Source organism: Streptococcus sp. FSL W7-1342 (assembly GCF_037966635.1).
Taxonomy (GTDB): Bacteria; Bacillota; Bacilli; order Lactobacillales; family Streptococcaceae; genus Streptococcus; species Streptococcus salivarius_D.
This window is the reverse complement of the sequence record NZ_CP150200.1, coordinates 1,094,252-1,117,675: the sequence shown is the minus strand read 5'-3', so window position 1 is coordinate 1,117,675 and position 23,424 is coordinate 1,094,252. Positions and strand designations below refer to the sequence as shown.

The 23,424-nt window shown below is 40.8% G+C and carries 22 protein-coding genes and 1 riboswitch; of the genes, 2 read left to right on the top strand and 20 right to left on the bottom strand.

Annotation, left to right across the window (positions count from 1 at the left end; genetic code table 11):
- Positions 1 to 27 precede the first annotated feature (27 nt).
- The 20 genes from NSQ79_RS04955 to pcrA form a co-directional block, all read right to left on the bottom strand.
- Positions 28 to 2,568: a M1 family metallopeptidase gene (locus NSQ79_RS04955; RefSeq protein ID WP_175062614.1), complete on the bottom strand. Its 2,541-nt coding sequence runs from the start codon at positions 2,566 to 2,568 to the stop codon at positions 28 to 30.
- A gap of 133 nt (positions 2,569 to 2,701) precedes the next feature.
- Positions 2,702 to 3,355 (bottom strand): phosphate signaling complex protein PhoU, encoded by a 654-nt coding sequence (phoU, locus tag NSQ79_RS04950; protein ID WP_175062682.1) that lies wholly within the window; start codon positions 3,353 to 3,355, stop codon positions 2,702 to 2,704.
- Between the two features lie 28 nt (positions 3,356 to 3,383).
- Positions 3,384 to 4,142 carry a phosphate ABC transporter ATP-binding protein PstB gene (gene pstB, locus NSQ79_RS04945; protein ID WP_045768705.1) on the bottom strand — a complete coding sequence of 253 codons (759 nt, stop codon included), beginning with the start codon at positions 4,140 to 4,142 and terminating at the stop codon, positions 3,384 to 3,386.
- Between the two features lie 12 nt (positions 4,143 to 4,154).
- The gene (gene pstB, locus NSQ79_RS04940; RefSeq protein ID WP_003092580.1) at positions 4,155 to 4,958 is read right to left on the bottom strand and encodes a phosphate ABC transporter ATP-binding protein PstB; all 804 of its coding nucleotides are present in this window, start codon (positions 4,956 to 4,958) and stop codon (positions 4,155 to 4,157) included.
- A gap of 10 nt (positions 4,959 to 4,968) precedes the next feature.
- Positions 4,969 to 5,853: a phosphate ABC transporter permease PstA gene (gene pstA, locus NSQ79_RS04935; protein ID WP_022495957.1), complete on the bottom strand. Its 885-nt coding sequence runs from the start codon at positions 5,851 to 5,853 to the stop codon at positions 4,969 to 4,971.
- Positions 5,843 to 6,757 (bottom strand): phosphate ABC transporter permease subunit PstC, encoded by a 915-nt coding sequence (gene pstC / locus NSQ79_RS04930; RefSeq protein WP_002885101.1) that lies wholly within the window; start codon positions 6,755 to 6,757, stop codon positions 5,843 to 5,845. The genes pstA and pstC overlap by 11 nt, the downstream gene beginning before the upstream one ends.
- 2 nt (positions 6,758 to 6,759) lie before the next feature.
- On the bottom strand, positions 6,760 to 7,635 hold the full coding sequence (locus tag NSQ79_RS04925; RefSeq protein WP_049553689.1) for a phosphate ABC transporter substrate-binding protein PstS family protein: 876 nt from the start codon (positions 7,633 to 7,635) through the stop codon (positions 6,760 to 6,762).
- Positions 7,636 to 7,760: 125 nt separating this feature from the next.
- Positions 7,761 to 9,071: an RsmB/NOP family class I SAM-dependent RNA methyltransferase gene (locus NSQ79_RS04920; protein WP_118171831.1), complete on the bottom strand. Its 1,311-nt coding sequence runs from the start codon at positions 9,069 to 9,071 to the stop codon at positions 7,761 to 7,763.
- A gap of 79 nt (positions 9,072 to 9,150) precedes the next feature.
- Positions 9,151 to 9,918 carry an inositol monophosphatase family protein gene (locus NSQ79_RS04915; RefSeq protein ID WP_013990598.1) on the bottom strand — a complete coding sequence of 256 codons (768 nt, stop codon included), beginning with the start codon at positions 9,916 to 9,918 and terminating at the stop codon, positions 9,151 to 9,153.
- Positions 9,908 to 10,189: a UPF0223 family protein gene (locus NSQ79_RS04910; protein WP_004182521.1), complete on the bottom strand. Its 282-nt coding sequence runs from the start codon at positions 10,187 to 10,189 to the stop codon at positions 9,908 to 9,910. The genes NSQ79_RS04915 and NSQ79_RS04910 overlap by 11 nt, the downstream gene beginning before the upstream one ends.
- Complete coding sequence (locus NSQ79_RS04905) at positions 10,182 to 10,595, bottom strand: Spx/MgsR family RNA polymerase-binding regulatory protein (RefSeq protein WP_013990597.1); 414 nt, start codon at positions 10,593 to 10,595, stop codon at positions 10,182 to 10,184. Before NSQ79_RS04905 ends, NSQ79_RS04910 begins: the two co-directional genes overlap by 8 nt.
- A 69-nt stretch (positions 10,596 to 10,664) precedes the next feature.
- A complete protein-coding gene (locus NSQ79_RS04900; protein WP_014633125.1) occupies positions 10,665 to 11,576 on the bottom strand; it encodes a bifunctional riboflavin kinase/FAD synthetase in 912 nt (303 codons plus the stop codon).
- Complete coding sequence (gene truB / locus NSQ79_RS04895) at positions 11,573 to 12,454, bottom strand: tRNA pseudouridine(55) synthase TruB (RefSeq protein ID WP_014633124.1); 882 nt, start codon at positions 12,452 to 12,454, stop codon at positions 11,573 to 11,575. The genes NSQ79_RS04900 and truB overlap by 4 nt, the downstream gene beginning before the upstream one ends.
- A gap of 119 nt (positions 12,455 to 12,573) precedes the next feature.
- Entirely contained in the window at positions 12,574 to 13,920 is a 1,347-nt protein-coding gene (locus NSQ79_RS04890; RefSeq protein ID WP_149561325.1) for a DUF438 domain-containing protein, read from the bottom strand.
- Position 13,921: 1 nt separating this feature from the next.
- Positions 13,922 to 14,155 (bottom strand): DUF1858 domain-containing protein, encoded by a 234-nt coding sequence (locus NSQ79_RS04885; RefSeq protein ID WP_004182516.1) that lies wholly within the window; start codon positions 14,153 to 14,155, stop codon positions 13,922 to 13,924.
- An 88-nt stretch (positions 14,156 to 14,243) separates the two neighbouring features.
- Positions 14,244 to 14,864: a restriction endonuclease subunit S gene (locus NSQ79_RS04880; RefSeq protein ID WP_164331993.1), complete on the bottom strand. Its 621-nt coding sequence runs from the start codon at positions 14,862 to 14,864 to the stop codon at positions 14,244 to 14,246.
- Between the two features lie 124 nt (positions 14,865 to 14,988).
- On the bottom strand, positions 14,989 to 15,483 hold the full coding sequence (gene tpx / locus NSQ79_RS04875) for a thiol peroxidase (RefSeq protein WP_118185277.1): 495 nt from the start codon (positions 15,481 to 15,483) through the stop codon (positions 14,989 to 14,991).
- Between the two features lie 63 nt (positions 15,484 to 15,546).
- Positions 15,547 to 16,302: an HAD-IIB family hydrolase gene (locus NSQ79_RS04870; RefSeq protein ID WP_164331994.1), complete on the bottom strand. Its 756-nt coding sequence runs from the start codon at positions 16,300 to 16,302 to the stop codon at positions 15,547 to 15,549.
- 60 nt (positions 16,303 to 16,362) lie between these two features.
- Complete coding sequence (locus tag NSQ79_RS04865; RefSeq protein ID WP_164331995.1) at positions 16,363 to 17,643, bottom strand: O-acetylhomoserine aminocarboxypropyltransferase/cysteine synthase family protein; 1,281 nt, start codon at positions 17,641 to 17,643, stop codon at positions 16,363 to 16,365.
- 120 nt (positions 17,644 to 17,763) lie between these two features.
- The gene (gene pcrA / locus NSQ79_RS04860) at positions 17,764 to 20,073 is read right to left on the bottom strand and encodes a DNA helicase PcrA (RefSeq protein ID WP_164331996.1); all 2,310 of its coding nucleotides are present in this window, start codon (positions 20,071 to 20,073) and stop codon (positions 17,764 to 17,766) included.
- Between the two features lie 295 nt (positions 20,074 to 20,368).
- Positions 20,369 to 20,475: riboswitch (glycine riboswitch) on the top strand.
- Between the two features lie 96 nt (positions 20,476 to 20,571).
- Between pcrA and NSQ79_RS04855 the strand changes: the two genes are divergently transcribed.
- Entirely contained in the window at positions 20,572 to 21,915 is a 1,344-nt protein-coding gene (locus tag NSQ79_RS04855; protein WP_004182511.1) for a sodium:alanine symporter family protein, read from the top strand.
- A gap of 127 nt (positions 21,916 to 22,042) precedes the next feature.
- Positions 22,043 to 23,413, top strand: coding sequence for a tRNA uridine-5-carboxymethylaminomethyl(34) synthesis GTPase MnmE (mnmE, locus tag NSQ79_RS04850; protein WP_045768697.1), 1,371 nt, complete (start codon positions 22,043 to 22,045; stop codon positions 23,411 to 23,413).
- Positions 23,414 to 23,424: the final 11 nt, after the last annotated feature.

The window sequence follows — 23,424 nt, the reverse complement described above, 5'->3', positions numbered from 1 at the left end:
TCCTTCACGGAAAGCTTGTTTTTCTTATTAATAATCTTTAAGAGCAGATTCAACGGCTGCTTTTTCTTTTTCAATCAAGTTTACTCGTGCAGCAATTGTCTTAATTCCCATTAAGATATTACGTTCCAAGGCTTTATCACTTGTTTGTGGCTCGAAGAAAGCAATATATTGATCAAGACGCTCTTGCGTTTTAAAGATTGATGCTGGGATATTAACAAAGCTATCAAAGCTCATATCACCACCAAGGGCTGCCTTAATCCAATCCCAGTTATCTTTTGCCCAGTTCCAAACGGTTTCTTGAGCAAATGATTTGCTGAGGAAATTCATATACCAGAGGTATAAGTCTTGAGGTTTAACGACATGTTTGTCTTTAAGCTGACTTAGCACGTAGTCGAGGCCTTCTTGATTTTTAAGGTATGAAACTGCTTGAGTTAATTGACGACGGAAGTTACTATCATTTGTTGTGACGTATGCGTTGACATAGTCTTCAACAAGGGTAAGACTGTCTTCTTGTTTCATTTGGTTAATGAGGACAAGACCACGAACACTTGCAGGGATGCTTTCAATGTTTTCTTTATGAGCTTGGAAAACACTTGCAGCTGCAAGGACTGCTGGTTGATAGTCTGCTTGAATCAAGTAGCTTAGTGCCGTTTGACGAACCATTTCATCTTCATCTGACTCTCCATTTTTGGCATCTAAACCAAGACGTTCAAAGTCGTTTTGGAATTGACGACGTACCAAAGCCTTGTAGTGCACTTCTGCTTCTGTATCCTCATCGATAAAGCGTTTCAAACCAGCGAGGATTTGAGACTTAGCTTGCGCAATCAAGAAGCTTTCTTCTTTTTCGACAAGATCAAGAAGAGACACTAGGCTTGCATAGGAGATACGGCCACTTTCAGCAAGAAGACGACGTTCTTGCAAAATTTGAAGTTTACTTACAGTGTCAAGGTTAGCAAATTCCTCTAAGAGTTGGTCCAAGAGTTGTCCTTGGTAGTCTGTGATGTAATGTGCCGTATTTGCTGTATTAAGACGAAGAGCTCCATTATTTTCAGCAGCAAGCTGGCTATAATTTGGAATCTCAATACGCTCTTCTGAGAGTGTGTCTGGAAGTCCGTTCCAATTTGTGTTCAATGGAATTTCCCAAAGACGCCCTTTATCTTCATGTTCACCAATGAAGAATTGTTTTTGACTAAGAATAAGAGTGTCATCAACAACTTCTGCAGTAACAACAGGGTAACCTGGTTGCTCCAACCAAGTATCCATGAAACTAGAGACATCTTTTCCAGAAGCATCAGAGAGTGCATTCCAAAGGTCACGTCCAATAGTGTTGTTGTACTGGTGTTTCTCGAAGTAAGCTTTAAGTCCTTTAGCAAAGGCTTCATCACCTAACCAACGGCGAAGCATATGCATGAGACGGCTACCTTTGGCATAAACGATAGCACTATCAAAGAGGGTGTTAATCTCATCTGGGTGATTAACTTCCATGTGGACTGACTGAACACCATCTGTAGCATCACGCTGGAGGGCATGAGGCACACCAGTTGTTTGGAAGTCTTCAAAGATGTTCCAGCTAGGTTCAATGGCATCTACTGAAACATACTCCATCATATTGGCAAAGCTTTCGTTAAGCCAGAGATCATCCCACCATTTCATCGTTACAAGGTTACCGAACCATTGGTGAGCCAATTCGTGGGCAACCACAAGAGCTACTTGTTGACGACTTGCAGCTGAGCTATTTTCGTCTACTAGTAGGTAAACTTCACGATAGGTAACAAGTCCCCAGTTTTCCATGGCACCTGCTGAGAAGTCAGGAAGAGCCAGATGGTATGACAATGGGATAGGATATTTGACTTGGAAGTAGTCTTCGTAGAAATCAATGACACGAACGGCAATATCAAGGGCAAAGTCAACGCTGTTTTCAGCTTGTGCAACTGTAGCGAAGACACCAACTTCAGTTCCGTTTTGCGTTTTCGCTGTCTTACCTTGAAGAGCTCCAAAACCAAAGGCAAGGAGGTATGTTGACATACGAGGGGTTGTCTCAAATGTCCAAACCCCAGTTTCTTCACGCAAATGGCTATTGATTTCAGGCATGTTTGACAAAGCGATATCGCCTTCTTCAGCATCAAATTTCAATGAGAAATCAAAAGTAGCTTTGGCTTCTGGTTCATCAACAGATGGGAAGGCTTCACGCGCAAAATGAGATTCAAACTGCGTTGAAATAATCTCTTTCTTCTCACCATTGTAGGTGTAATATGATGGGTAAATCCCTGTCATATTATCTGTAATACGACCAGAGAATTCAATGACAAGCGTCAAAACACCGGTCTCTGGAAGTTCAATATGGAAGGCTTCGTTAGCATCATCCATTTGGAAGTTCAATGATTCATTATCCAAGAGAACGGAACTAATGGTAAGGTCTTTTTGGTGAAGGGAGATATGGTTATCAAGGGCTTCACCTGTGATGGCAACATTCCCTGTAAAAGTCTTTTCAGAACGATTAATGTCCAAGAAAAGATTGTAATTTTCAGGGATGAAACTTTCGATAAAACGAGCAACAGATGCTGTCATACGTATATACTCCTAATCTAACTTTTCGTATCGAAACAGACTGACAAATGTTTCGATATCAGACTCTTTTGCAAAAGAAAAGGGTCTGAATTATTCAATACAGACCCATTATAACATAGATTGGAAGCTTTGCCTACAGTTCAATGATTTTCCCAGATTTGAGGTAGACAACCCACTCGCAGAGATTGCGGGCATAGTCACCAATACGTTCCAAATACATAAGGACTTGGAAATATTCTTTAGCAGCGAAGGCAGCATCAGGATTCTTGCGAACACCTTCTACTGTCATGGCTTGAATACCACGGAAATAGTTATCGATGATTTCATCTGAAGCTGCGATTTCATAAGCGCGTTGTTCATCACTGTTCAAGTAAACATCTAGAGCATCTTCGACCATGTGGCGAACTGCTTTCCCCATTTTCTTGATTTCAGCTTCAATTTCAGTTAGGCGTTCCTCACCTTTAATGCGGATAGTTGCTTTAGCAATAGCAACGGCATGGTCACCCATGCGTTCAACGTCACTAGATGCTTTGAGAGCTGTGATAACTGTTCGCAAATCACTTGATACAGGTTGCTGAAGAGCGATAATTTCAAGCGATTTTTTCTCAAGTTTGGTTTCGTAGTTATTGACGATTTCGTCATTTTCAATGACTTCCTTAGCCAAATCACGGTCATGGCTGATAAAGGCACGTACAGCTTTCTTAAGCTGAGCTGCAACCTCTGTACCCATAGCGTAAAATTGGTTGTGGAGTTTTTCTAATTCTTCTTCGAAGGGTGTTCGTAACATCATAATTTTTTTAGTAATCTGTCCTTTCTTAACCGAATTTACCGGTAATATAATCTTCTGTTTCTTTATGTTGTGGATTTAGGAACATATCTTTCGTTGATGAATACTCAATGAGTTCTCCATCTAGGAAAAAGGCTGTTCGTTGTGAGATACGACTTGCCTGTTGCATAGAACGTGTAACAAGCAGCAAGGTATATTGGTCTTTAAGGTTATATAGGGTTTCCTCAATCTTACCAGCGGAGATAGGGTCGAGGGCAGACGTTGGTTCGTCAAGAAGGATAACCTTTGGAGACGTGGCAAGAACCCGTGCAATACAGATACGTTGTTGTTGCCCCCCTGAAAGTCCAAGTGCTGAGTCATGGAGACGGTCTTTAACCTCTTCCCAGATTGAAGCACCTTTTAGTGACTCTTCTACTGCTTTGTCAAGGACAGCCTTATCTTTGATACCATTGATACGAAGCCCATAAACCACGTTTTCATAGATAGACATAGGAAAAGGATTGGGTTGTTGGAAGACCATTCCGATTTCTTTACGGAGCTCAACAGTGTCTGTTCGAGGACTGTAGACGTTGTGACCATTGTAAGAAACAGCACCAGTAAGTGTCCATTCGGGGTTTAGATCTCCCATTCGGTTGATAGAACGAAGCAAGGTTGATTTTCCCGATCCTGAAGGTCCGATAAGGGCCGTGATTTCATTTGGATAGAAATCCATTGTCACGTTATTGAGGGCTTTTTTCTTATTGAAATACACCGATAAATCATTGATTGAAATGATAGGTTCAGTCATAAGTGCTCCTTTCTATCCAAAGCGTCCTGATACATAGTCATTAGTTGACTGTAGGGCAGCATCTTGGAAGATTTTCTTGGTCTCATCATATTCGATAAGATCACCAAGGTAGAAGAATGCTGTATAATCACTGGCACGCGCTGCCTGCTGCATATTGTGCGTCACGATGATAATAGAGTAATCTTCCTTAAGTTCGAACATGGTCTCTTCTAGCTGCATAGTAGCTACAGGGTCCAGTGAAGCTGCAGGCTCATCCATGAGGAGAATCTGCGGTTTCACGGCAATAGCTCTTGCAATACAAAGACGTTGCTGCTGACCACCTGATAGGGTAAAGGCAGATTTATGAAGATCATCTTTAACCTGATCCCAAAGACCTGCTTGCTTAAGTGATGTCTCAACAATCTCGTCCAAGGTTTGCTTATCTCTTACACCTTTACGTTCGTGAGCAAAGGTAATGTTTCTGTAGATAGACTTGGCAAATGGATTTGGACGTTGGAAAACCATTCCAATATGTTTACGCATTTCATAAACATTGATATTGCTTGCATTGACATCGACGCCTTGATAAAGGATTTGTCCAGTAACCTTAGCAATATCAATCGTATCATTCATACGGTTTAGGCTACGAAGAAAGGTTGATTTCCCGCATCCTGAAGGGCCAATAAGAGCCGTAATTTTATTTTTCTCGAATTGCATGTCGATACCTTTGATGGCTTCTTTTTGACCATAATAGACATGCAAGTCCTTTGTTTCAAGAGCGAGCTCCTTCTCTGGGAAGGTGATAATATGACGCTCGTCCCAATTGTATTTTGTCATGATAACTCCTTTAAGCGGATGTTAATTTCTTATGGAGGTAAGCTCCCAAACGACGTGCACCAAAGTTGAAAATCAAAATGAAAATCAAGAGTACTGCTGCTGAACCAGCAGATACTGCAGTGGCGTCAGGTGTCGTACCTTCTGAGTTGACCTTCCAGATGTGAACAGCAAGTGTTTCTGCTTGGCGGAAAATTGAGATTGGACTAGAGATACTAAGCGGATTCCAGTCGCTCCAGTTAAGTGCTGGTGCAGATTGACCTGCTGTATAGATAAGCGCTGCTGCTTCCCCGAAAATACGGCCAGAAGCAAGAACGATACCAGTAACAATACCAGGCAATGCCTCTGGAACAACAACGTGTAAAATCGTTTCCCATCGAGACAAGCCTAGAGCTAGCCCAGCTTCACGTTGGGTATGGTGGACTGTTCGCAAACTATCTTCAACCGTACGAGTCATTTGTGGTAGGTTAAAGACCGTTAAAGCCAAGGCACCAGATAGGATTGAAAATCCATACTGGAATTGGACAACAAAAATCAAATAACCAAAGAGTCCGACCACTACTGAAGGTAGTGAAGAAAGGATTTCAATACAGGTACGAACAAAGTTGGTAAGGCGTCCTTTTTTAGCATATTCTGATAAGAAGATCCCAGCTCCCATAGAAAGAGGCACAGAAATAATCAGGGTAATAACCAAAAGGAAGAATGAATTGTAGAGTTGAACCCCAATTCCTCCACCAGCTTTGTAAGATGATGATCGACTAGTCAAGAATGACCAGCTGATATGTGGTATCCCGCGAACCAAGATATAGAGAATCAAGGCTGCCAGGATTGTTACAATAATGCCAGCAATCACATAGAGTGTGCCGATGGCAATTTTATCAATTTTTTTAGCGTTCATAATTTCTCTTTCTCTCACGGGTAATGAATTTCACCAACATATTGAAACCAAGACTCATCAATAAGAGAACCAAGGCGAGAGACCAAAGGACATTGTTTGAAACAGTACCCATGACTGTATTCCCGATTCCCATAGTCAAGACAGATGTCAATGTTGCTGCTGGTGTCGTTAAAGAAGTTGGAATCACTGCGGAATTTCCGACCACCATTTGGATGGCAAGAGCCTCACCAAAGGCACGGGCCATACCAAAGATAACGGCCGTGAAAATACCTGGTTTAGCCGCGTTAAGTGTCACACGCCAAATCGTTTGCCAGCGTGTAGCTCCCATGGCCAGACTGGCTTCACGATAGTGACGAGGCACTGCACGAAGCGTATCTGTTGTCATAAAGGTTACGGTTGGTAGAATCATGACGAACAAGACAAAGGTACCTGAAAGAATACCAAACCCTGTGCCACCAAAAATTAAGCGAACAAATGGGACCACCACTTGGAGACCAATGAAACCATAAACAACAGATGGAATTCCAACCAAAAGTTCAATAGCTGGTTGTAAGAATTTAGCCCCTTTCGGAGAAATTTCAGTCATAAAGATGGCTGCTCCAATGGCAAATGGCGTTGCTACCAAGGCTGAAAGCAAGGTCACTACGAATGACCCTAAAATCATTGGAAGAGCTCCGAACTTGCCTTCAGATGGCGACCAATCGCCACTAAAGAGAAACTCGATCAAGCTAACTTTATTAACAAAGAAAGTCGCTAGCCCTTTTTGAGCAACGAAAAGTAAAATCATGGCTACGATAAAAACAATCAAAGCTAGGCAAAGGAAAGTGATTGTTTTACCAAACTTCTCAAGGCGTGAATTTTTAGAGGGTGATGTTAATTGCTTCACCAATTCTTCATTTTTCATGCTTACTCCTCACTCTTCTTTGAGACGTTACCATCAGCATCCTTGGTAACTTTCATGCTATGGATGGAAATGTAACCCATTTTTGCGACGACATTTTTTTGGACTTCGTCACTCATCATGTAATCTAAGAATTGTTTGGTATAGCTATCCGGTTTTCCCTTGGTATACATATGCTCGTAAGACCAAATAGGCCAATCGTTTGTTGCAACATTTTCAGCTTTTGGTTCAAATCCATTTAACTTCAATGTTTTAACAGAATCATCAAGGTAGGCAAATGATAGGTAGGAAATAGCTCCTGGTGTCTGAGCAACGATTGACTTAACCATACCATTAGAATCTTGCTCTTGGGTACGTATTGGTGATTTGCCGTCCATAATCACTGCATCGAAAGTCGCGCGTGATCCTGAGCTAGCTGCACGGTTAATAATAGTGATCTCTAGGTCTTTACCCCCAAGCTGTTTCCAGTTTGTGATTTCCCCAGTGAAAATCTTGCGAAGTTGTTCGGTTGTCAAGTTATCTACAGAGACTTCTTTGTTTGTAATCACTGCAATTCCAGCAACGGCAACTTGATAGTCAACAAGCTTACTGGCATCGATTCCAGATTTTTCCTCGGCAAAAAGGTCACTGTTACCAATTTGAACGGCACCGGATTGTACCTGAGAAAGTCCAGTACCAGAACCGCCACCCTGAACGTTAACGATATTCTCAGGGTTCTTTTCAGCGAACCCATCTGCTGCCGCCTCCACTAAGGGTTGAAGGGCCGTAGAACCAACTGCTGTAATGGACTGGCCACGATCAATCCAAGAGGCACAGCCAGTTAAGACTAGCATGGCCATTGCCAGTGATAGAATCACTGCAAGGACTTTTGTTTTTTTCATTTTTGTCCTCCGACATTTTGTAACTTAAGTAAGATAGTGTCTTATATATATGCTGTAAAAAGACATCTATCTAATTATACCAAGTATAAGATAATTAAGTCATATTAAAGTTTGATTACAGGCCCTTATACATGGAATCTCAATCCCTTAGGATAGTAGTTTTTAACCGTGTTTCCAACGATTTTGGCAAATCCGAATCCATTGCCGTCCACTAAAAGCTGATACCAACCGTTTGGTTGCGTTTGGTCAAGAGTAACAACATTACCAGAAACATATTGGGCAAACTGGTCTTGAGTTAGCTCTATACTTGAAACAGCTTCATCTGAGGTTAATGCAATTCCAAGCGCAAAACTTGGTTCGAAACGTTTTTTCTTGAAGACACCAAGATGCAGTCCATTACGAGCGATTTTAACTTTAGAAAGGTCAGGAAGTCCCTTAGGAAGCAGATAAAGATTGTCCCCAAAAACTTGGAGTAAACCATCTAGATCAGTCTTAAGGTGTTTTTTTGCAAAATCTTCCCAGAGTTGCTTCTGCTCCTTGTTAAGGTTAGATTTTCCCTCTTTGATACGTGCCTGCTCAGCCACGCGCTTATCCTGGAATTTTGCCACAAACTGGCCTTCACCTTTGAAATGGTGCGGATACATTCGAGCTGTTTCTGGAAAATCAATCCCACCTCTCATGCCATTCCATTTAGGGATTTCTACTAATTCAAGATCAGGGTAATTTTCTAAAATCCAAGCGACAACACCTTCGTTTTCCTCAGGAGACCAGGTACAGGTTGAGTAGATCAATTGTCCACCTGGAGCGAGCATCTTCAAACCGTTTGATAAGATGTCCTTCTGTAATTGTGCCAATTCACTAGGGTATTCATTGTGCCAATATTGGATTGCATCAGGGTCCTTACGGAACATTCCTTCGCCAGAACAGGGTCCATCAAAGACAATCGTATCAAAGTAATTTTTGAAAACTTTGGCTAGTTTATCCGCTGACGTGTTAGTCACAACAACATTTCTAGCCCCAAAACGTTCTATATTTTCAACCAGAATTTTACTACGCTTTGGATTGATTTCATTGCTGACGAGCAGTCCAGTATTGTCTAAGTAGCTTAGAAGATGAGTAGACTTTCCGCCTGGAGCAGCTGCCAAGTCTAAGACTCGACTTCCCTTGGCCGGAGCTGCTACTTGAGCAACCATTTGAGCAGCTGGTTCCTGAGAATAAACTAAACCAGTTGCATGGTCGGCAGATTTTCCAGAAATTTTACCGTAATGGCCCCAAGGTGTTTCAGGAATGGCATCAGGAAAGTTTTTCTGTTGCTTTTTCAGAGGGTTGGTACGATAGGCGGACACGGGTTCTTGATCAAATGATGCAAAGAATTCCTCCGCTTCATCTCCAAGGAGCTTATTATATTTTTCTATAAAGTCTGATGGAAATTGCATAGTTTCCTTTCTATCAAAAAACTGGACTAACCAAGAGAACTTACTGTTCTGATTTGTCCAGTATGGTTTTTGTTTTAAATTAATTTTCTGAGCCCATAATATCCTTGATTTCTTCAAGTCTGTCTTTGGGCACAAGCATCACAGCTTGACGACTAGAATAATCCAGTGGTTCTCCGGTAATGGTCTCAAGGTGATAACCCAATTTTTCTCCCATAATACTTGCTGCAGCATAGTCCCATGGGTAAATAACTGAAAAGTAAGCTAAAATTTGACCAGATAGGACTTTTGACATGCTTAAACCGGCACCACCGTAGACACGAACACCTAAGGTCTTATCAATAAGGTCTTTTAAGCCGTGAAAATTTTTAGCATACATGGCTCCATTGCTAGCGACTAGGCAGCGGTCTAATGGGCGACTTTTATAGGCTGGAAGCAATTTGTCATTGCAATACACATCAAACTGGCCACCACCATAGAAAAGTTGATCAGCCATGACGTTATAAATGAGACCAAATTTTCCTTGCCCATCTTCATAGTAGGCAATCATCACACAAAAATTATCTTGTTGGACAATAAAATTGACCGTTCCATCAATTGGATCCAAGACCCAGACGTTTCCATCCTTGATATTATGCACCAAGCCATTTTCTTCAGCGAAAATATTGTCTGAAGGAAAGGCAGATTTAATACGTGCCACGAGTAAATCTTGTGTTTGTTTATCAATATTAGTGACTAAATCATCAAAAGCTGTTTTTTCTTCGACCGTGATTGTTTTACTTAAACTTTCTTTAATAAAAGCACCAGCTTCTTTGATGATTTCTTTGGCGAAAATCAGTTTATTTTCCAAGTGATACAAATCCTTTATCTTTTGCTTTAGCAGCTTTGACAGCTTGATAGGTTGAAAAACCGCTAGCTTCTTCAAAGGCCTTGTCTAGTTGCTTTTCAGGAGCTTTGCCTGGGACAACGGTTTTAAATGCCTTATAGGCTTGCAAGAGTTGGTCACGGTCAACCTTGCTCTCGTATGCTTTTTCTACCTGACTCAAAAAATGAAGCACTGTGGTGATTTCCTCAGTGCTCCATGATGGATCGAGTGGGTAGGAATAATTTCCTTTAGTCATTGTTACCCTCAATTTCAGCTCGAATGGTCGCTTGACGCAATTCTTGCTTTCTATAATCACGAGGCAAAAAGGCACGAATTTCATCTTCGTTGAAACCGATTTGCATGCGTTTGTTGTCCAAAATAATAGGTCGACGAAGAAGATTTGGATATTCAGAAATCAGTTGAATGAGTTCCTTGATGGTCAAATCATCCACATCGATATTCAGCTTCTGAAAGACTTTTGAACGGGTTGAAATGATATCTTCAGTACCATTTTCCGTGTAAGACAAAATCTTCATCAACTCATCGTGAGTTAATGGGCTCGTGATAATATTGTGTTCGTCAAAAGCAACTTCATGATTGGTCAACCAAGCTCGTGCTTTCCTACAGCTGGTGCAGCTAGGTGATAAAAATAAAGTTACCATGCAAACACCCCTTTCACTTTAACATTCCTAATCATTATACATTATTTGATTAGTTTTGGCTACGCTTTCTTAAAATTTTTCCGCGATTTTTTTATCGGCCTCCAGTTGAGCACAAAGTTCCTCTATATTATTGAACTTAATCATATCACGGATATAATCTAGCCAAAAAACTTCGATTGTTTTTCCATAAATATCGCCTTCAAAATCAAAGATATTGGCTTCAAGGCGGAGTTCTGTTCCCCCAAAGGTAACGTTTTTACCTAGGCTAGTCATGGAACGATAGCGTTTACCATCAATCACCACATCAGCAACATAGACGCCATCAGCAGGTAGAAAAGTTCTGTCGATTGGTGCTAAATTAGCAGTTGGAAAACCAATGGTTCGTCCACGGGCATCACCATGTACCACGATGCCACGTGTCGAGAATTCGTGGCCAAGAAGTTTATTGGCTTCTTTAACATTACCTTCTCGTATTAATTGACGTACACGTGTTGACGAAATCTTTTCACCATCGCTTTGTTGCTCTTCAATGACATGGACATTACCAGAAAAATTACGGGCAAGATAGTCCACATCTGTTCGATGATGGCCAAACTTGTAATCAAAGCCCACAACAACCTCTTGAGCTTTTAAACGCTTAATATAGCGGGCAATGAAATCATCTGAACTCGTTCGGGCAAAATCACTATTGAAATCTGTTAAATAAAGCTGATCTGTTCCATAGGCTTCAAAAAGATCACAACGCCTTTGAGGTGCTGTAATATGCAGAAGGAGATCATCTGTATACCGTTGAAAAGTCAGTTGAGGACTTTCATTAAAGGTAAGGACAGCTACTTCAAGTTGTTTGTCATCAGCAATCTGGCGCGCCTTATCAAAAAGGACCTTGTGACCACGATGAAGCGCATCGAAATAGCCTAAGACAAGGACTGTACCCTTTTCCTGATGGATATCTTTATAATCGTTAATAGAAGTTATTTTCATTGACTTAATACTTTTCTAGGTTTATAAACTTGATTTCGCTTTTCCATGATGGCTAGAACTTTGTCTTCTAAAAAGGCCGCAACCAAGGGTTCTTGGCTATCAATAGCAATAAAGCGACCAAATGAGATTTCTTTAGCATCATCTTCAGTGACTTGTACTGTTGGCAGATCCTGAACACCAAATTCGATAGGAAGGAGGAAGGACGTATCCCCTGCTTCTACCATTTCTGAAATTTGTGAGAGTGTTAGTGCCTTATCTAAGGTTAGACCAGCTGAGGCTGTTCGACGAAGAGCAGACATATGACTCGCGTAGCCGAGTTTAGCACCCAAATCAACAGATAAGGTACGGACATAAGTTCCCTTGCTACAAGCAACACGGAAGGTGAATCTCGCAGTGTCGTTTTCTAGCTCGATGGGTGAGGTACGGACAAATTCGGTAATGGTCACTTGACGTTGTGGACGTTCTACTTCTTCTCCAGCGCGTGCGTACTCATAAAGTTTCTTTCCGTTGACCTTAACTGCTGAGTACATAGGGGGAATTTGTGTGATTTCTCCCTCAAAACTTGCCATTGCCTTGTCAACGGCTTCTTCATCAAGCTCTGTTACTGGAGTTATTTGGACGATTTCTCCACTAGCATCCTCGGTAGTTGTCGAAAAGCCAATGGTAATTTCTCCTTCGTAGACCTTCCCTGCTTCAGTCATGTATTCAATGACACGAGTCGCTTTTCCAACTGCTATAGGTAGGACACCAGTAACATCTGGATCAAGGGTACCACCATGTCCGATTTTTTTCTCTTGTAATATTTTGCGTAGTTTAAATACAGCATCATGACTGGTCATTCCAGCCTCTTTTTTTAGATTAATAATTCCTGAAATCATACTTTTAATTATATCAAAAGCAATCCTAAAGAGCTAGGTAGAAACATAAAGAGGCAGAGAGCAAAGTCTCTAACCTCTTACGGATTATAGTCATAAGCAGTCGCAGGACTGCTAGCTTTTTAATCAATGTCTCTTTTAAGATCGCTTTCTAGTTCAAAGAAAGGTTGAATATCTTGCACATACTCTAGGACACCTTGAAAGTCTCCCTTGTCATCTCTAACAGCTGCATAGGTAACATAGACGAATTTTCCTAAACGTTCAGATTTGAACCACATTGGAACTTGGTCACGCTCTCCACTTCTTAGTAATTCAAAGATTTTCTTGACCTTATCAAGCACTTTTGGCGGATGACAAAGTTCAACGTTTCGTCCAATTTGGCTAGGTGTTCGTTTAAAAACCATTTCATTGGCGGGAACATTATCATTATAGTATTGGAAGATATCGTCTTTATTGACGAAAGTGATTTCCAAAGGAAGATGATTGAGGATGAGATTGGCCTGCTCCACGGAAAGATAACCATTGCCAAAAGGTTGAGTTGTTTCTCTATCTACGACAGTTTCGGTTTTTGGCTTTGGGGTGAAGCTGATGGTAAATTGCCCTTCTGGGGTTTCAATAATTCGGGTATTGCCCGTATGTTCGTCAGTGCTCAGACCAGAATGTTCTTGCAATGTCTCCGTATTGGCTTCCTCAAAACGCTCACGCTTAGGTTTCCAGACGGCTGTAGGTTTTATAATTGCATAGCCATAGGCATCACTTTCCTCGGCAATCGAAAGCCAATCATCCTGCGTGAAGGTTTCAAGCAGAATCATAAGTAGGATAGCCTCTTCCTTGAAAATCATGGCTTCAAATTCTTCCGAAAAAGCCTCGAAGGACTTTGAAAATTCTTCGAAATCTCCTTTTGGGAGTTCTTGGAGTTTAGTCTCTGCATCTCGAAAGAGTTTCCGGATGTCATCATCTACTCCCCACATAACTTTTGGAGGAGAATCATGACCATAACGCTCCATTATTGGAAAGAAGAGCTTTTCTTTACGTGTGTAATGGTTATGAAATTGTCCTAATAAAGACATCTGATGCTTAAGCCCATTGAGTAGGTCAGATTTGAAGTCTTCATTTTCAGGCTTACTGATATTTTCTATGATACGTCGGATACGGAGAATAGCTGAACGTAGGGCTAAATTCTCTTGTTTAAAGACATAGACAGGGTGGCCCTCTTGATTAGCGTCCGCCACTTCCACATCTGCAATAGCTCCTTTAAAAAGGTTAGCGTGGACATTACAAAGGCTCATAACATCTTCAAAGGTAACCCCATCTTCAGATGACATCAATTCATGCTCCATCATAGAGATTTCAAGGGCAGATACTCCCTTGAAGTGTTGATTGAAGCGCTCTTGAACACTCTCAGGACTGGCTCCATGGTGTAAATCTAGGAGAATTTCTTTGAGTATTTGAATACGATTATTTTCCATATTAGTCTCCGATGACATCATAACCATTGAATAGTAAGGTTTGCTTGATTTTATCTAGGGGAATATTAGCTAACTTAGAGCCGGCTTTTAGACTGGTTACCTTACCGACAGTATTTAGCATAGCTGGGTTAGACAAGGGCTTAAAACCAAGGTCAATCAGTAAATCCTTAACCTCTGGATGCTCTTTTATGATTGTTGCGACTGGTTGTGATAAATCTATGGTGTTGGTAGTCATAATGACCTCCTAATAACATATTTACTACTACCATTATACACGAGAATAATAAAAAAAGACCAACAAATCCTAGTTTGCTGGCTTTTGGTTAATTTCCAAATAGAGCTTCTGTAACATTATGCTGGATATTTTCCCACTCTTGCTCTGCACGAACCATCTTACGGTGGAAATCGGCACGACCACGTAGATAGGCGGCAATTTGGTAATCTTGCTTAACAATCGGTATCTCAGGAATTTTGATGTCCAAAAGGTCAGCCGTCGATAAATTGAGGACAGCCTTTCCCTTATCAGCATAGTCTAAATAGGCACGACCAATCTCTGTCTCAAGGAAAAACTTGATGTAGAAACCACGAAGTTTTTCCTTAGGTCGTAATACTGTGATATTTGATGAGGCAACAGCTTCACGCTTGCCCTGATCTTCGAAAACAGCAACTTTTTGTACAGTCCCCTTAGATGCAATAAGTACATCTCCATCTTCTAAGAGAAAGCGTAAAAGTTTGCGGCGTTCCTCGGAAAATGTTTTTAGGTCATCGTAAGCAATGCCGTTGGGTGTCATATCCGATAGATTAATGACAGCGAATTCGCCAGGTTCTGCCTTAGCAGGGACAGCTTTTCCTTTAAATTGATCGACAACATCGCCTAAACGAACAAGTTTGTCTGTGTTAGCTTCGTAATCGATAATCAGTTGAGGTCTTTCTTTTTCAGACATTGAATCTCCTTTTTATATTTTACTATCCGTATTGAGTATTGCTATACAATAATAGCAAGAAGCTAATACTTTTGCAAGTAAAAACTGTAAGAAAGGCAAAATAAAAAAGAGACCGGAGCCCCTTTTATAAGCTTTTAACTGCTGCTACTGCCGCTTCATAGTTTGGATCAGTATTGATATTGTCCAAATATTCGACATAAGTAATCTTGTTGTCAGCGTCTGCCACTAATACTGCACGCGCTAACAAGTGCCATTCTTCAATAAGGACACCATAGTCTTTACCAAAACTATTATCATAGTAGTCAGAGAGCATGATGGCATTTTCAAGGCCCTCAGCACCACACCAACGAGCTTGCGCAAATGGTAGGTCCACTGAAATAGTAATAACGACAGTATCATCTAGTTCTGACAATTCCTTGTTAAAGGTACGCGTTTGAGTTGAACAAATACCAGTATCGATTGATGGAACGATAGAGATAACTTTTTTCTTTCCATTGAATTCTGAAAGTGATTTTTTAGTCAAATCTGTTGCTGTCAAATTAAAGTCACGCAAGATATCTCCAACTTGAAGTTGTTTGTCTTCTGCTACTGTAACTGGTTTTCCAATAAATGTTGGCATGTTAGTCCTCCAATACTTTTTTACTATTGTACTGCAAATAGAGCAAGAAGCCTAAGCATTTGTTTAGAACTTTTCAAACAGTAGTTTAATTTTTTCAGCAATCACTGTATTAATTGGAGGAATGACTTCATCCGCAAAGTCTTTCAGATAGGGATAATCGCCAACTTGCACACCATATATAGCATGTTTGAAAAGAGAAATATCATTTTGGTCATTTCCAAAAGCTACAAAGTCCCTGCCAAAGTGGTTTAAAACAGTACTAGCCTTAGTCACACCTTTAGGATTAATGTATAGACACCTTTCGATATTGTGGTAAGTAAGGTCTAAACATTCCAGTTTGTTTAGATTAAAGATAAAGTCTTCCCGGATATCCTCATGCTCTGCAAGTGGAATAACAGCTTTAATGGGCTTATTAAGTTCTTGGACAGGCAAAATCTTTGCTTTGTTTAATGGGTCAACATTTGAGAGAAAAGGAATCTGTTCAGGATTTTGAATAGCATAATTAAAGGTATCATCAATAAAATAAGGGAGATTATAGGTATCACAGTAGCTAACAATAGTTCTGAGAGCATGGGAAGGTATTGTGTATTGCGATACTAAACACTCATCTTGAAAGACTTCACCACCGTTTAAGCCAACTACTGTCAGCTTTTTCAATTCTCCCTCTAAAATACTAAGACAGTCTCTGTAAGAGCGTGCTGTTGCAAAAATAATCTCATGACCGTATTTAGGTGTTGTTAAAAGAACCTCTTGTAGTTCTTTTGACATAGTCATACCATCGAAACACAGGGTTCCATCCAAATCAAAAACAAATTTCATAGGGATAGTATAACAAAAAACCAGCAAAAGAGCTGGTTAAAATATTTAGTATCAAAATACTTAGATTTTATCAAGAGCTAGTTTTAAATCTTCAATCAAATCATCTGCATTTTCTAAACCAACTGAGATACGAATTTGATTTGGAGTGACCCCACAAGCTAGCAAATCCGCTTCTGCCAATTGTTGGTGAGTTGTTGTTGCAGGGTGAACCACCAAAGATTTTGCATCAGCAACGTTAGCTAAATCTGAGAAGATTTCAAGATTATCAATAACGGTACGTGCTTCGTCTTGTCCACCTTTCACATGGAAAGTGAAAATAGAACCTGGTCCTTTAGGGAAGTATTTTTGTGCCAAGTCATAGTAAGGACTTGATGGCAATCCAGGATAGTTCACTTTTTCAACTTTTGGATGATTTTCCAAAAAGTCTACGATTTTTTTAGCATTTTCGACGTGGCGTTCGACACGAAGTGAAAGTGTTTCAAGTCCTTGTAAAAGTAAGAAAGCATTGAAAGGTGCTAAGGCAGCCCCTGTGTCACGCAAAAGTTGTGTACGAAGGGCAGTGATAAATGCTGCTGGACCAACATCACGTGTATAGCTGATATTGTGGTAAGATGGGTCTTCGTCAACCAACTGTGGGAATTTGCCTGAAGCTTCCCAGTCAAATTTACCAGAATCGACGATAAGGCCACCAATAGTTGTTCCATGTCCACCGATAAACTTAGTCGCAGAATGAACCACGATATCTACACCATGGGAGATAACATTGATGAGATATGGAGTACCAAAAGTATTGTCAGCAACCAATGGAATCTTATGACTGTGAGCAATTTCAGCGATCTTTTCAAAATCAGGAATGTTGATAAGCGGATTACCCAAAGACTCAATCAAGACAAGTTTAGTATTATCTTTGATAGCAGATTCAATTTCTTCAGGATTGTCAACATCTACAAAAGTTGTAGTGACGCCATAGCGTGGAAGAGTTTCTTTTAAGAGATTAAATGTTCCACCGTAGAGGGTTGTCGCAGCAACAACATGATCGCCAGCATGTGCCAAACCAAGGATCGCATAGGTAATTGCCGCCATACCTGAAGCCGTAGCCAAGGCACCAACGCCACCTTCGAGGGCTGCAATACGTTCTTCAAGTACTGCTACTGTTGGATTGGTAATACGTGTGTAAATATTACCCGGTTTTCTAAGAGCAAAGAGATCTTCACCTTCTTGAGCATCGTCAAAAACATATGAAGTCGTTTGGTAAATTGGAACAGCACGTGATTTTGTTTCCTTATCAGGTGTTTGTCCAGCGTGTAATTGTAAGGTTTCAAATGAAAATTCTCGTGACATATAGGTGTCCTCCAAAACAAAAGTTGCCTTCATTCTACACCCAGAAAAGCTAGCTGTCTAATAGAAATTTTTTATCAATGTGATAGGGAGGGCTTATAAAAAGGACCTTTCGGTCCCTTTCTATTTCTTCTCAATAGGTGCTACGCTTGCCAAAACCTTTTTAAGTCCAACTTCTGGGAATTTTATCTTAAGTTCTTGTGTCTTGCCACTTCCAGTTACTTCTAGGACAGTCCCATCTCCCCACTTCTTGTGGTGAGCAATATCTCCGATTTCCCAGTCAGTAGCTGAATTGCTAGAGTCTGAAGTCTTGCCAAAAGGTAGTCCGCCAGTAGCTTTTGAAAATGGCTGAGCGCTAGTATGTCTTTGAGGTTGTGCATTTGCTTTTCTGGTCTGAAGCGCTTGTTGTAAACTCATGCCTTGACCAAATTGTGTTGGCTCTTCCTTTGTAAAACGAACACCAAATGATGAATTGGCTGGACGAGCTAGACCTTGATATTGTAATAAATCATCTGAAATTTCACGCAAGAAACGGCTAGGACGATTATAGCTAGTCTTACCGAAAAGCGTACGTGTATTAGCGTTGGTAAGGAAAAGAATCTCTTCAGCACGGGTAATACCTACGTAAGCTAAGCGACGCTCTTCTTCGAGTTCTTCTGGATCTTCTGAGGCACGAGACAAAGGGAAGACCCCCTCTTCCATACCGATAAGAAAGACAACTGGAAATTCAAGTCCTTTAGCAGCATGGAGAGTCATCAAGGTTACTTCTGCTGCTTCCATATCACCATCATCCGTATCAGCAATCAACGCTAGATCGTTCAAGAAACGGCCTAAACGGTCAATACCAGTCTCGTTTTCCGTACCATCGGTGTTGGTTTCATCAAAATTCTTAGTAACAGACATGAACTCTTCGATATTTTCAATGCGTGCTTGACTTTCAAGTGTTTGTTGCATAGAAAGAGCATCCAGATAACCAGACTTATCTAAAACAGCCTCTACCGCTTCAGTAATACTTAGCCCATCTAGCTGGTCACGTAGATTCAGAATCATGTTAGCAAAATCGTAAACACCCTGAGCTGCTTTCCCCTTGATTGGTGACAACATAATATTAGCTGATGCATCTAGGAGACTCATGTTTTGCTCATAGGCAAAGGTACGAATCTTTTCGAGCGTACCAGGTCCAACTCCACGTTTAGGTTCATTAACCACACGTTCAAAGCTAATATTATCCGCAGGATTGGCAACCAAGTTCAAGTAAGAAATGACATCACGAATTTCTTTACGGCTATAGAACTTGGTACCTCCAACCATGGTATAAGGAATATTTGACTTGAGCAAGGCTTCTTCAATAGTACGAGACTGAGCATTGGTACGGTAAAGTACAGCGAAATCCTTGAAGTTCTTACCTTCTTCACGAATGATGTTATCAATAGTTGAAGCAACAAAAACAGCTTCATCACGCTCGTCATTAGCACGGTAATAAACGATTTGTTCACCGTCGTCATTTTGAGTCCAAAGTTTCTTAGGACGGCGGTTTCGGTTGTTCTTGATAACTTCATTGGCTGCTTGGAGAATTTTCTTGGTTGAACGGTAGTTTTCTTCCAAGAGAACTACCTTGGCTTCAGGATAGTCCTTCTCAAAATCAAGGATATTTTGCATATCAGCCCCACGCCAACCGTAGATTGATTGGTCAGCATCACCTACGACACAGATATTCTTGAAGCGAGAAGCCAAGAGTTTTACCAACTGATATTGAGCATGGTTGGTATCTTGGTACTCATCCACGTGAATATACTGATAACGCTGCTGATAATAGGCGAGAACATCAGGATTTTTGTCAAAGAGACGCAAAGTCATCATAATTAAATCGTCAAAATCCATAGCTTCACTACGACGGAGCTCCTCTTGATAGGCCTTATAACATTTAGCAACAATTTGGGTGTACATATCACCGGCCTGGTGCTCGTAGGCCACTTCATCCAAGAGGTCATTTTTGGCGTTGGAAATCGTCCCTAAGATGGCACGTTCATTCCACTTCTTAGGATCCAGGTTAAGATTCTTGAGAATACGTTTCATCAAAGTACGTTGTTCACCAGGATCTACGATAGTAAAGTTTCGGTTGTAGCCAATATGGTCCGCTTCACGACGAAGAATTCGCACGCACATACTATGGAAGGTTGCAATCAAGGTTTCTGAAGTTGCTGGATTTAAAGCCATAGCACGTTCACGCATCTCACGAGCTGCCTTATTGGTAAAGGTAATGGCTAGGATATTCCAGGGGTTAATCATTTTCTCGTCAATGAGGTAGGCAATGCGGTGGGTAAGCACACGTGTCTTCCCAGATCCTGCACCAGCCATAATCAATAAAGGCCCCTCAGTCGTTTGGACGGCTTCGGCCTGTTTGTCATTCATACCAGTTAATAATGGGTTCATCATATTCTCCATTCTCAAAAATAAGCTCTACTATTTTATCATTTTTTGGATGAAAATGCAGATTCTATTCATAATGGATCTGAAATAACTTTAGAAGATAATTGTTTGTTTTTATTTAGATGGACTTTGCTTAAGATTGCCCATATTCCTAGCTTTAGAGGAAGACATTCTAAAGAATAATATTCGGATTTTTATAGTTTTGATGAAAATTAGTGTTGACACTGTTCGTTTTTTTCGATAAGATAGAATCACAATAAAATAAGAACCGAGTGATGTCATCAGGATGACTGGTGATTGACGGACTTCTGGAGAGATCTTGAAGCAGCCTTAGCTGTATACAAGACACCGAAGGGGCAAGGGGTAACAACCGAAACTCTCAGGTAAAAGGACAGAAAGCATCGCAAGTTTTTTAACTTGTAGTAATAGCTTTGTATTCTCAGAGGTCTGGTTAAGCCAAACCTCTTTTTTGACGTCTCGGTTAAAGGAGATTGTAAATTTATGTTAGACTTTTTTACTACCATTGATGATTTTGTCTGGGGTCCACCCCTTCTGGTCCTTCTTGTAGGAACTGGGATTTACCTTACAATTCGTCTTGGTCTTTTGCAAGTTCTTCGTCTTCCTAAAGCTTTTAAACTTATCTTTGCTGAAGATAAAGGGGAAGGAGATATTTCTAGTTTCGCAGCCCTTGCGACTGCTCTCGCAGCAACTGTTGGTACAGGTAACATTGTCGGTGTAGCTACTGCCATCAAGACAGGTGGACCTGGTGCCCTTTTCTGGATGTGGATTGCCGCTTTCTTTGGTATGGCAACCAAATATTCCGAAGGTCTTTTGGCTATTAAATTCCGTACACTTGACGACCAAGGTAATGTATCTGGTGGACCAATGTATTACATCACACATGGTTTTTCTGGGAAATGGCAAACAATCGCTAAACCTTTAGCATACTTCTTTGCCTTTGCAGGTGTGCTTGTTGCATGGTTGGGGATTGGTACTTTCTCTCAAGTTAACTCAATCACCGCTTCACTTCAAAATAGCTTTGACTGGTCACCAAAAATCGTAAGTGTCATTCTTGCTCTTATCACTGCTGCTATCATTTTTGGTGGTATCCAATCTATCTCTAAAGTTTCTGAAAAGGTCGTACCATTTATGGCTGGGCTCTATATCTTAGCAGCTCTTGTGGTTATCTTTACTAACTTTAATCAACTTCTTCCAGTCCTTGGAATGGTCTTCCAATCTGCCTTTACTGGTAAAGCAGCCGTTGGTGGTTTTGCTGGTGCAACAGTCATGGTTGCTATGCGTCTTGGTATTGCGCGTGGTGTCTTCTCTAATGAGTCAGGTCTTGGATCAGCTCCTATCGCTGCAGCTGCTGCTAAGACTGAAGAACCTGTTGAACAAGGTTTGATTTCAATGACAGGTACTTTCATTGATACGATTATCATCTGTACGCTTACTGGTCTTGCTATCCTTGTAACGGGTCAATGGTCAGGTAGCCTAGAAGGTGCCCCAATGACACAAGCAGCCTTCTCTTCTGTTTTTGGTACATTTGGTGAAATTGCCTTAACACTTTCTTTGGTTCTCTTTGCCTTTACAACAATCTTGGGTTGGTCTTACTACGGTGAACGTTGTTTCGAATTCATTTTCAAATCAACGAAATTCCTTCCACTCTACCGCCTCATTTTTGTAGTCATGGTTGCCCTTGGTGGATACCTCACACTTGATGTTGTTTGGAAAATTGCGGATATCGTAAACGGTTTGATGGCATTGCCTAACTTGATTGCCCTCCTTGTTCTCTCACCAATCATCTTCAAAGAAACTAAATCATACTTTGAACGTCACAAATAAACAAAAAGAGCCTAGGCTCTTTTTTCTTGACTTTATCGGCACCAATCCTTGCTACTACTGGTCTTTTGCGTTACAATGAAATTAAATCATTTTACAACTAATTCAGAAAAAATCCAAAGGAATAACTATGTCAATTACCAAAGAATTTGATACGATTACTGCAATTTCAACACCTTTAGGTGAAGGTGCTATCGGTATCGTTCGCCTATCTGGAACCGATGCAGTTGCTATTGCTAATAAGGTTTTCAAAGGAAAAAATTTAGAAACGGTCGCTTCACATACTATCAATTACGGTCATATCGTGGAAAATGATGAAACCATTGATGAAGTCATGGTCAGTGTTATGCGTGCACCAAAGACCTTTACGCGTGAGGATGTCGTGGAAATCAACACCCATGGTGGTGTCGCTGTAACCAATGAAATCCTTCAACTCCTTATCCGTTCTGGTGCTCGTATGGCCGAACCTGGAGAATTTACTAAACGTGCCTTCTTGAATGGTCGTGTGGACTTGACCCAGGCTGAAGCTGTCATGGACTTGATTCGTGCTAAGACTGATAAGGCTATGGCCGTTGCCGTTTCTCAACTTGATGGTTCGCTCAAGCATCTCATTAACAACACTCGCCAAGAAATCCTTAACACTTTAGCTCAAGTCGAAGTGAATATTGATTATCCAGAGTATGATGATGTTGAAGAAGTTACTACAAATCTTGTCCGTGAAAAGACTCAAGAATTCCAAGCACTTCTAGAAAATCTTTTGGCTACTGCCAAACGAGGAAAAATCCTACGAGAAGGTCTTTCAACAGCAATCATTGGTCGACCAAATGTCGGAAAATCTAGTCTTCTTAACAATCTCCTACGTGAGGAGAAGGCTATCGTTACAGACATTGAGGGTACAACACGTGATGTCATTGAAGAATACGTTAATATCAAAGGCGTTCCACTTAAGTTAATTGATACCGCAGGTATCCGTGACACAGATGATGTTGTTGAAAAGATTGGTGTGGAACGTTCTAAGAAAGCTCTCGAAGAGGCTGACCTGGTTCTTCTTGTCCTTAATAGCTCGGAACCGTTAACTGAGCAAGACCGTACATTACTCGAAATCAGCCAAAATAGCAATCGTATCATTCTCCTAAATAAGACAGACCTTCCACAAGCAATCCAAATGGAAGAGCTTCCTGAAGATGTTATCCCAATTTCAGTCCTCAAGAATGAAAACATTGACAAAATTGAAGATCGTATCAATCAGCTCTTCTTTGATAATGCTGGTCTAGTGGAGAAAGATGCTACTTATCTCTCAAATGCCCGTCACATTTCACTCATTGAAAAAGCCCTCGAAAGCCTTGAAGCAGTCAATCAAGGTCTTGAATTAGGCATGCCTGTTGACCTCCTACAGGTTGATATGACACGCACTTGGGAAATTCTGGGAGAAATTACTGGTGACGCTGCCCCAGATGAACTCATTACACAACTCTTTAGCCAGTTCTGTCTAGGAAAATAAACATAACTAAA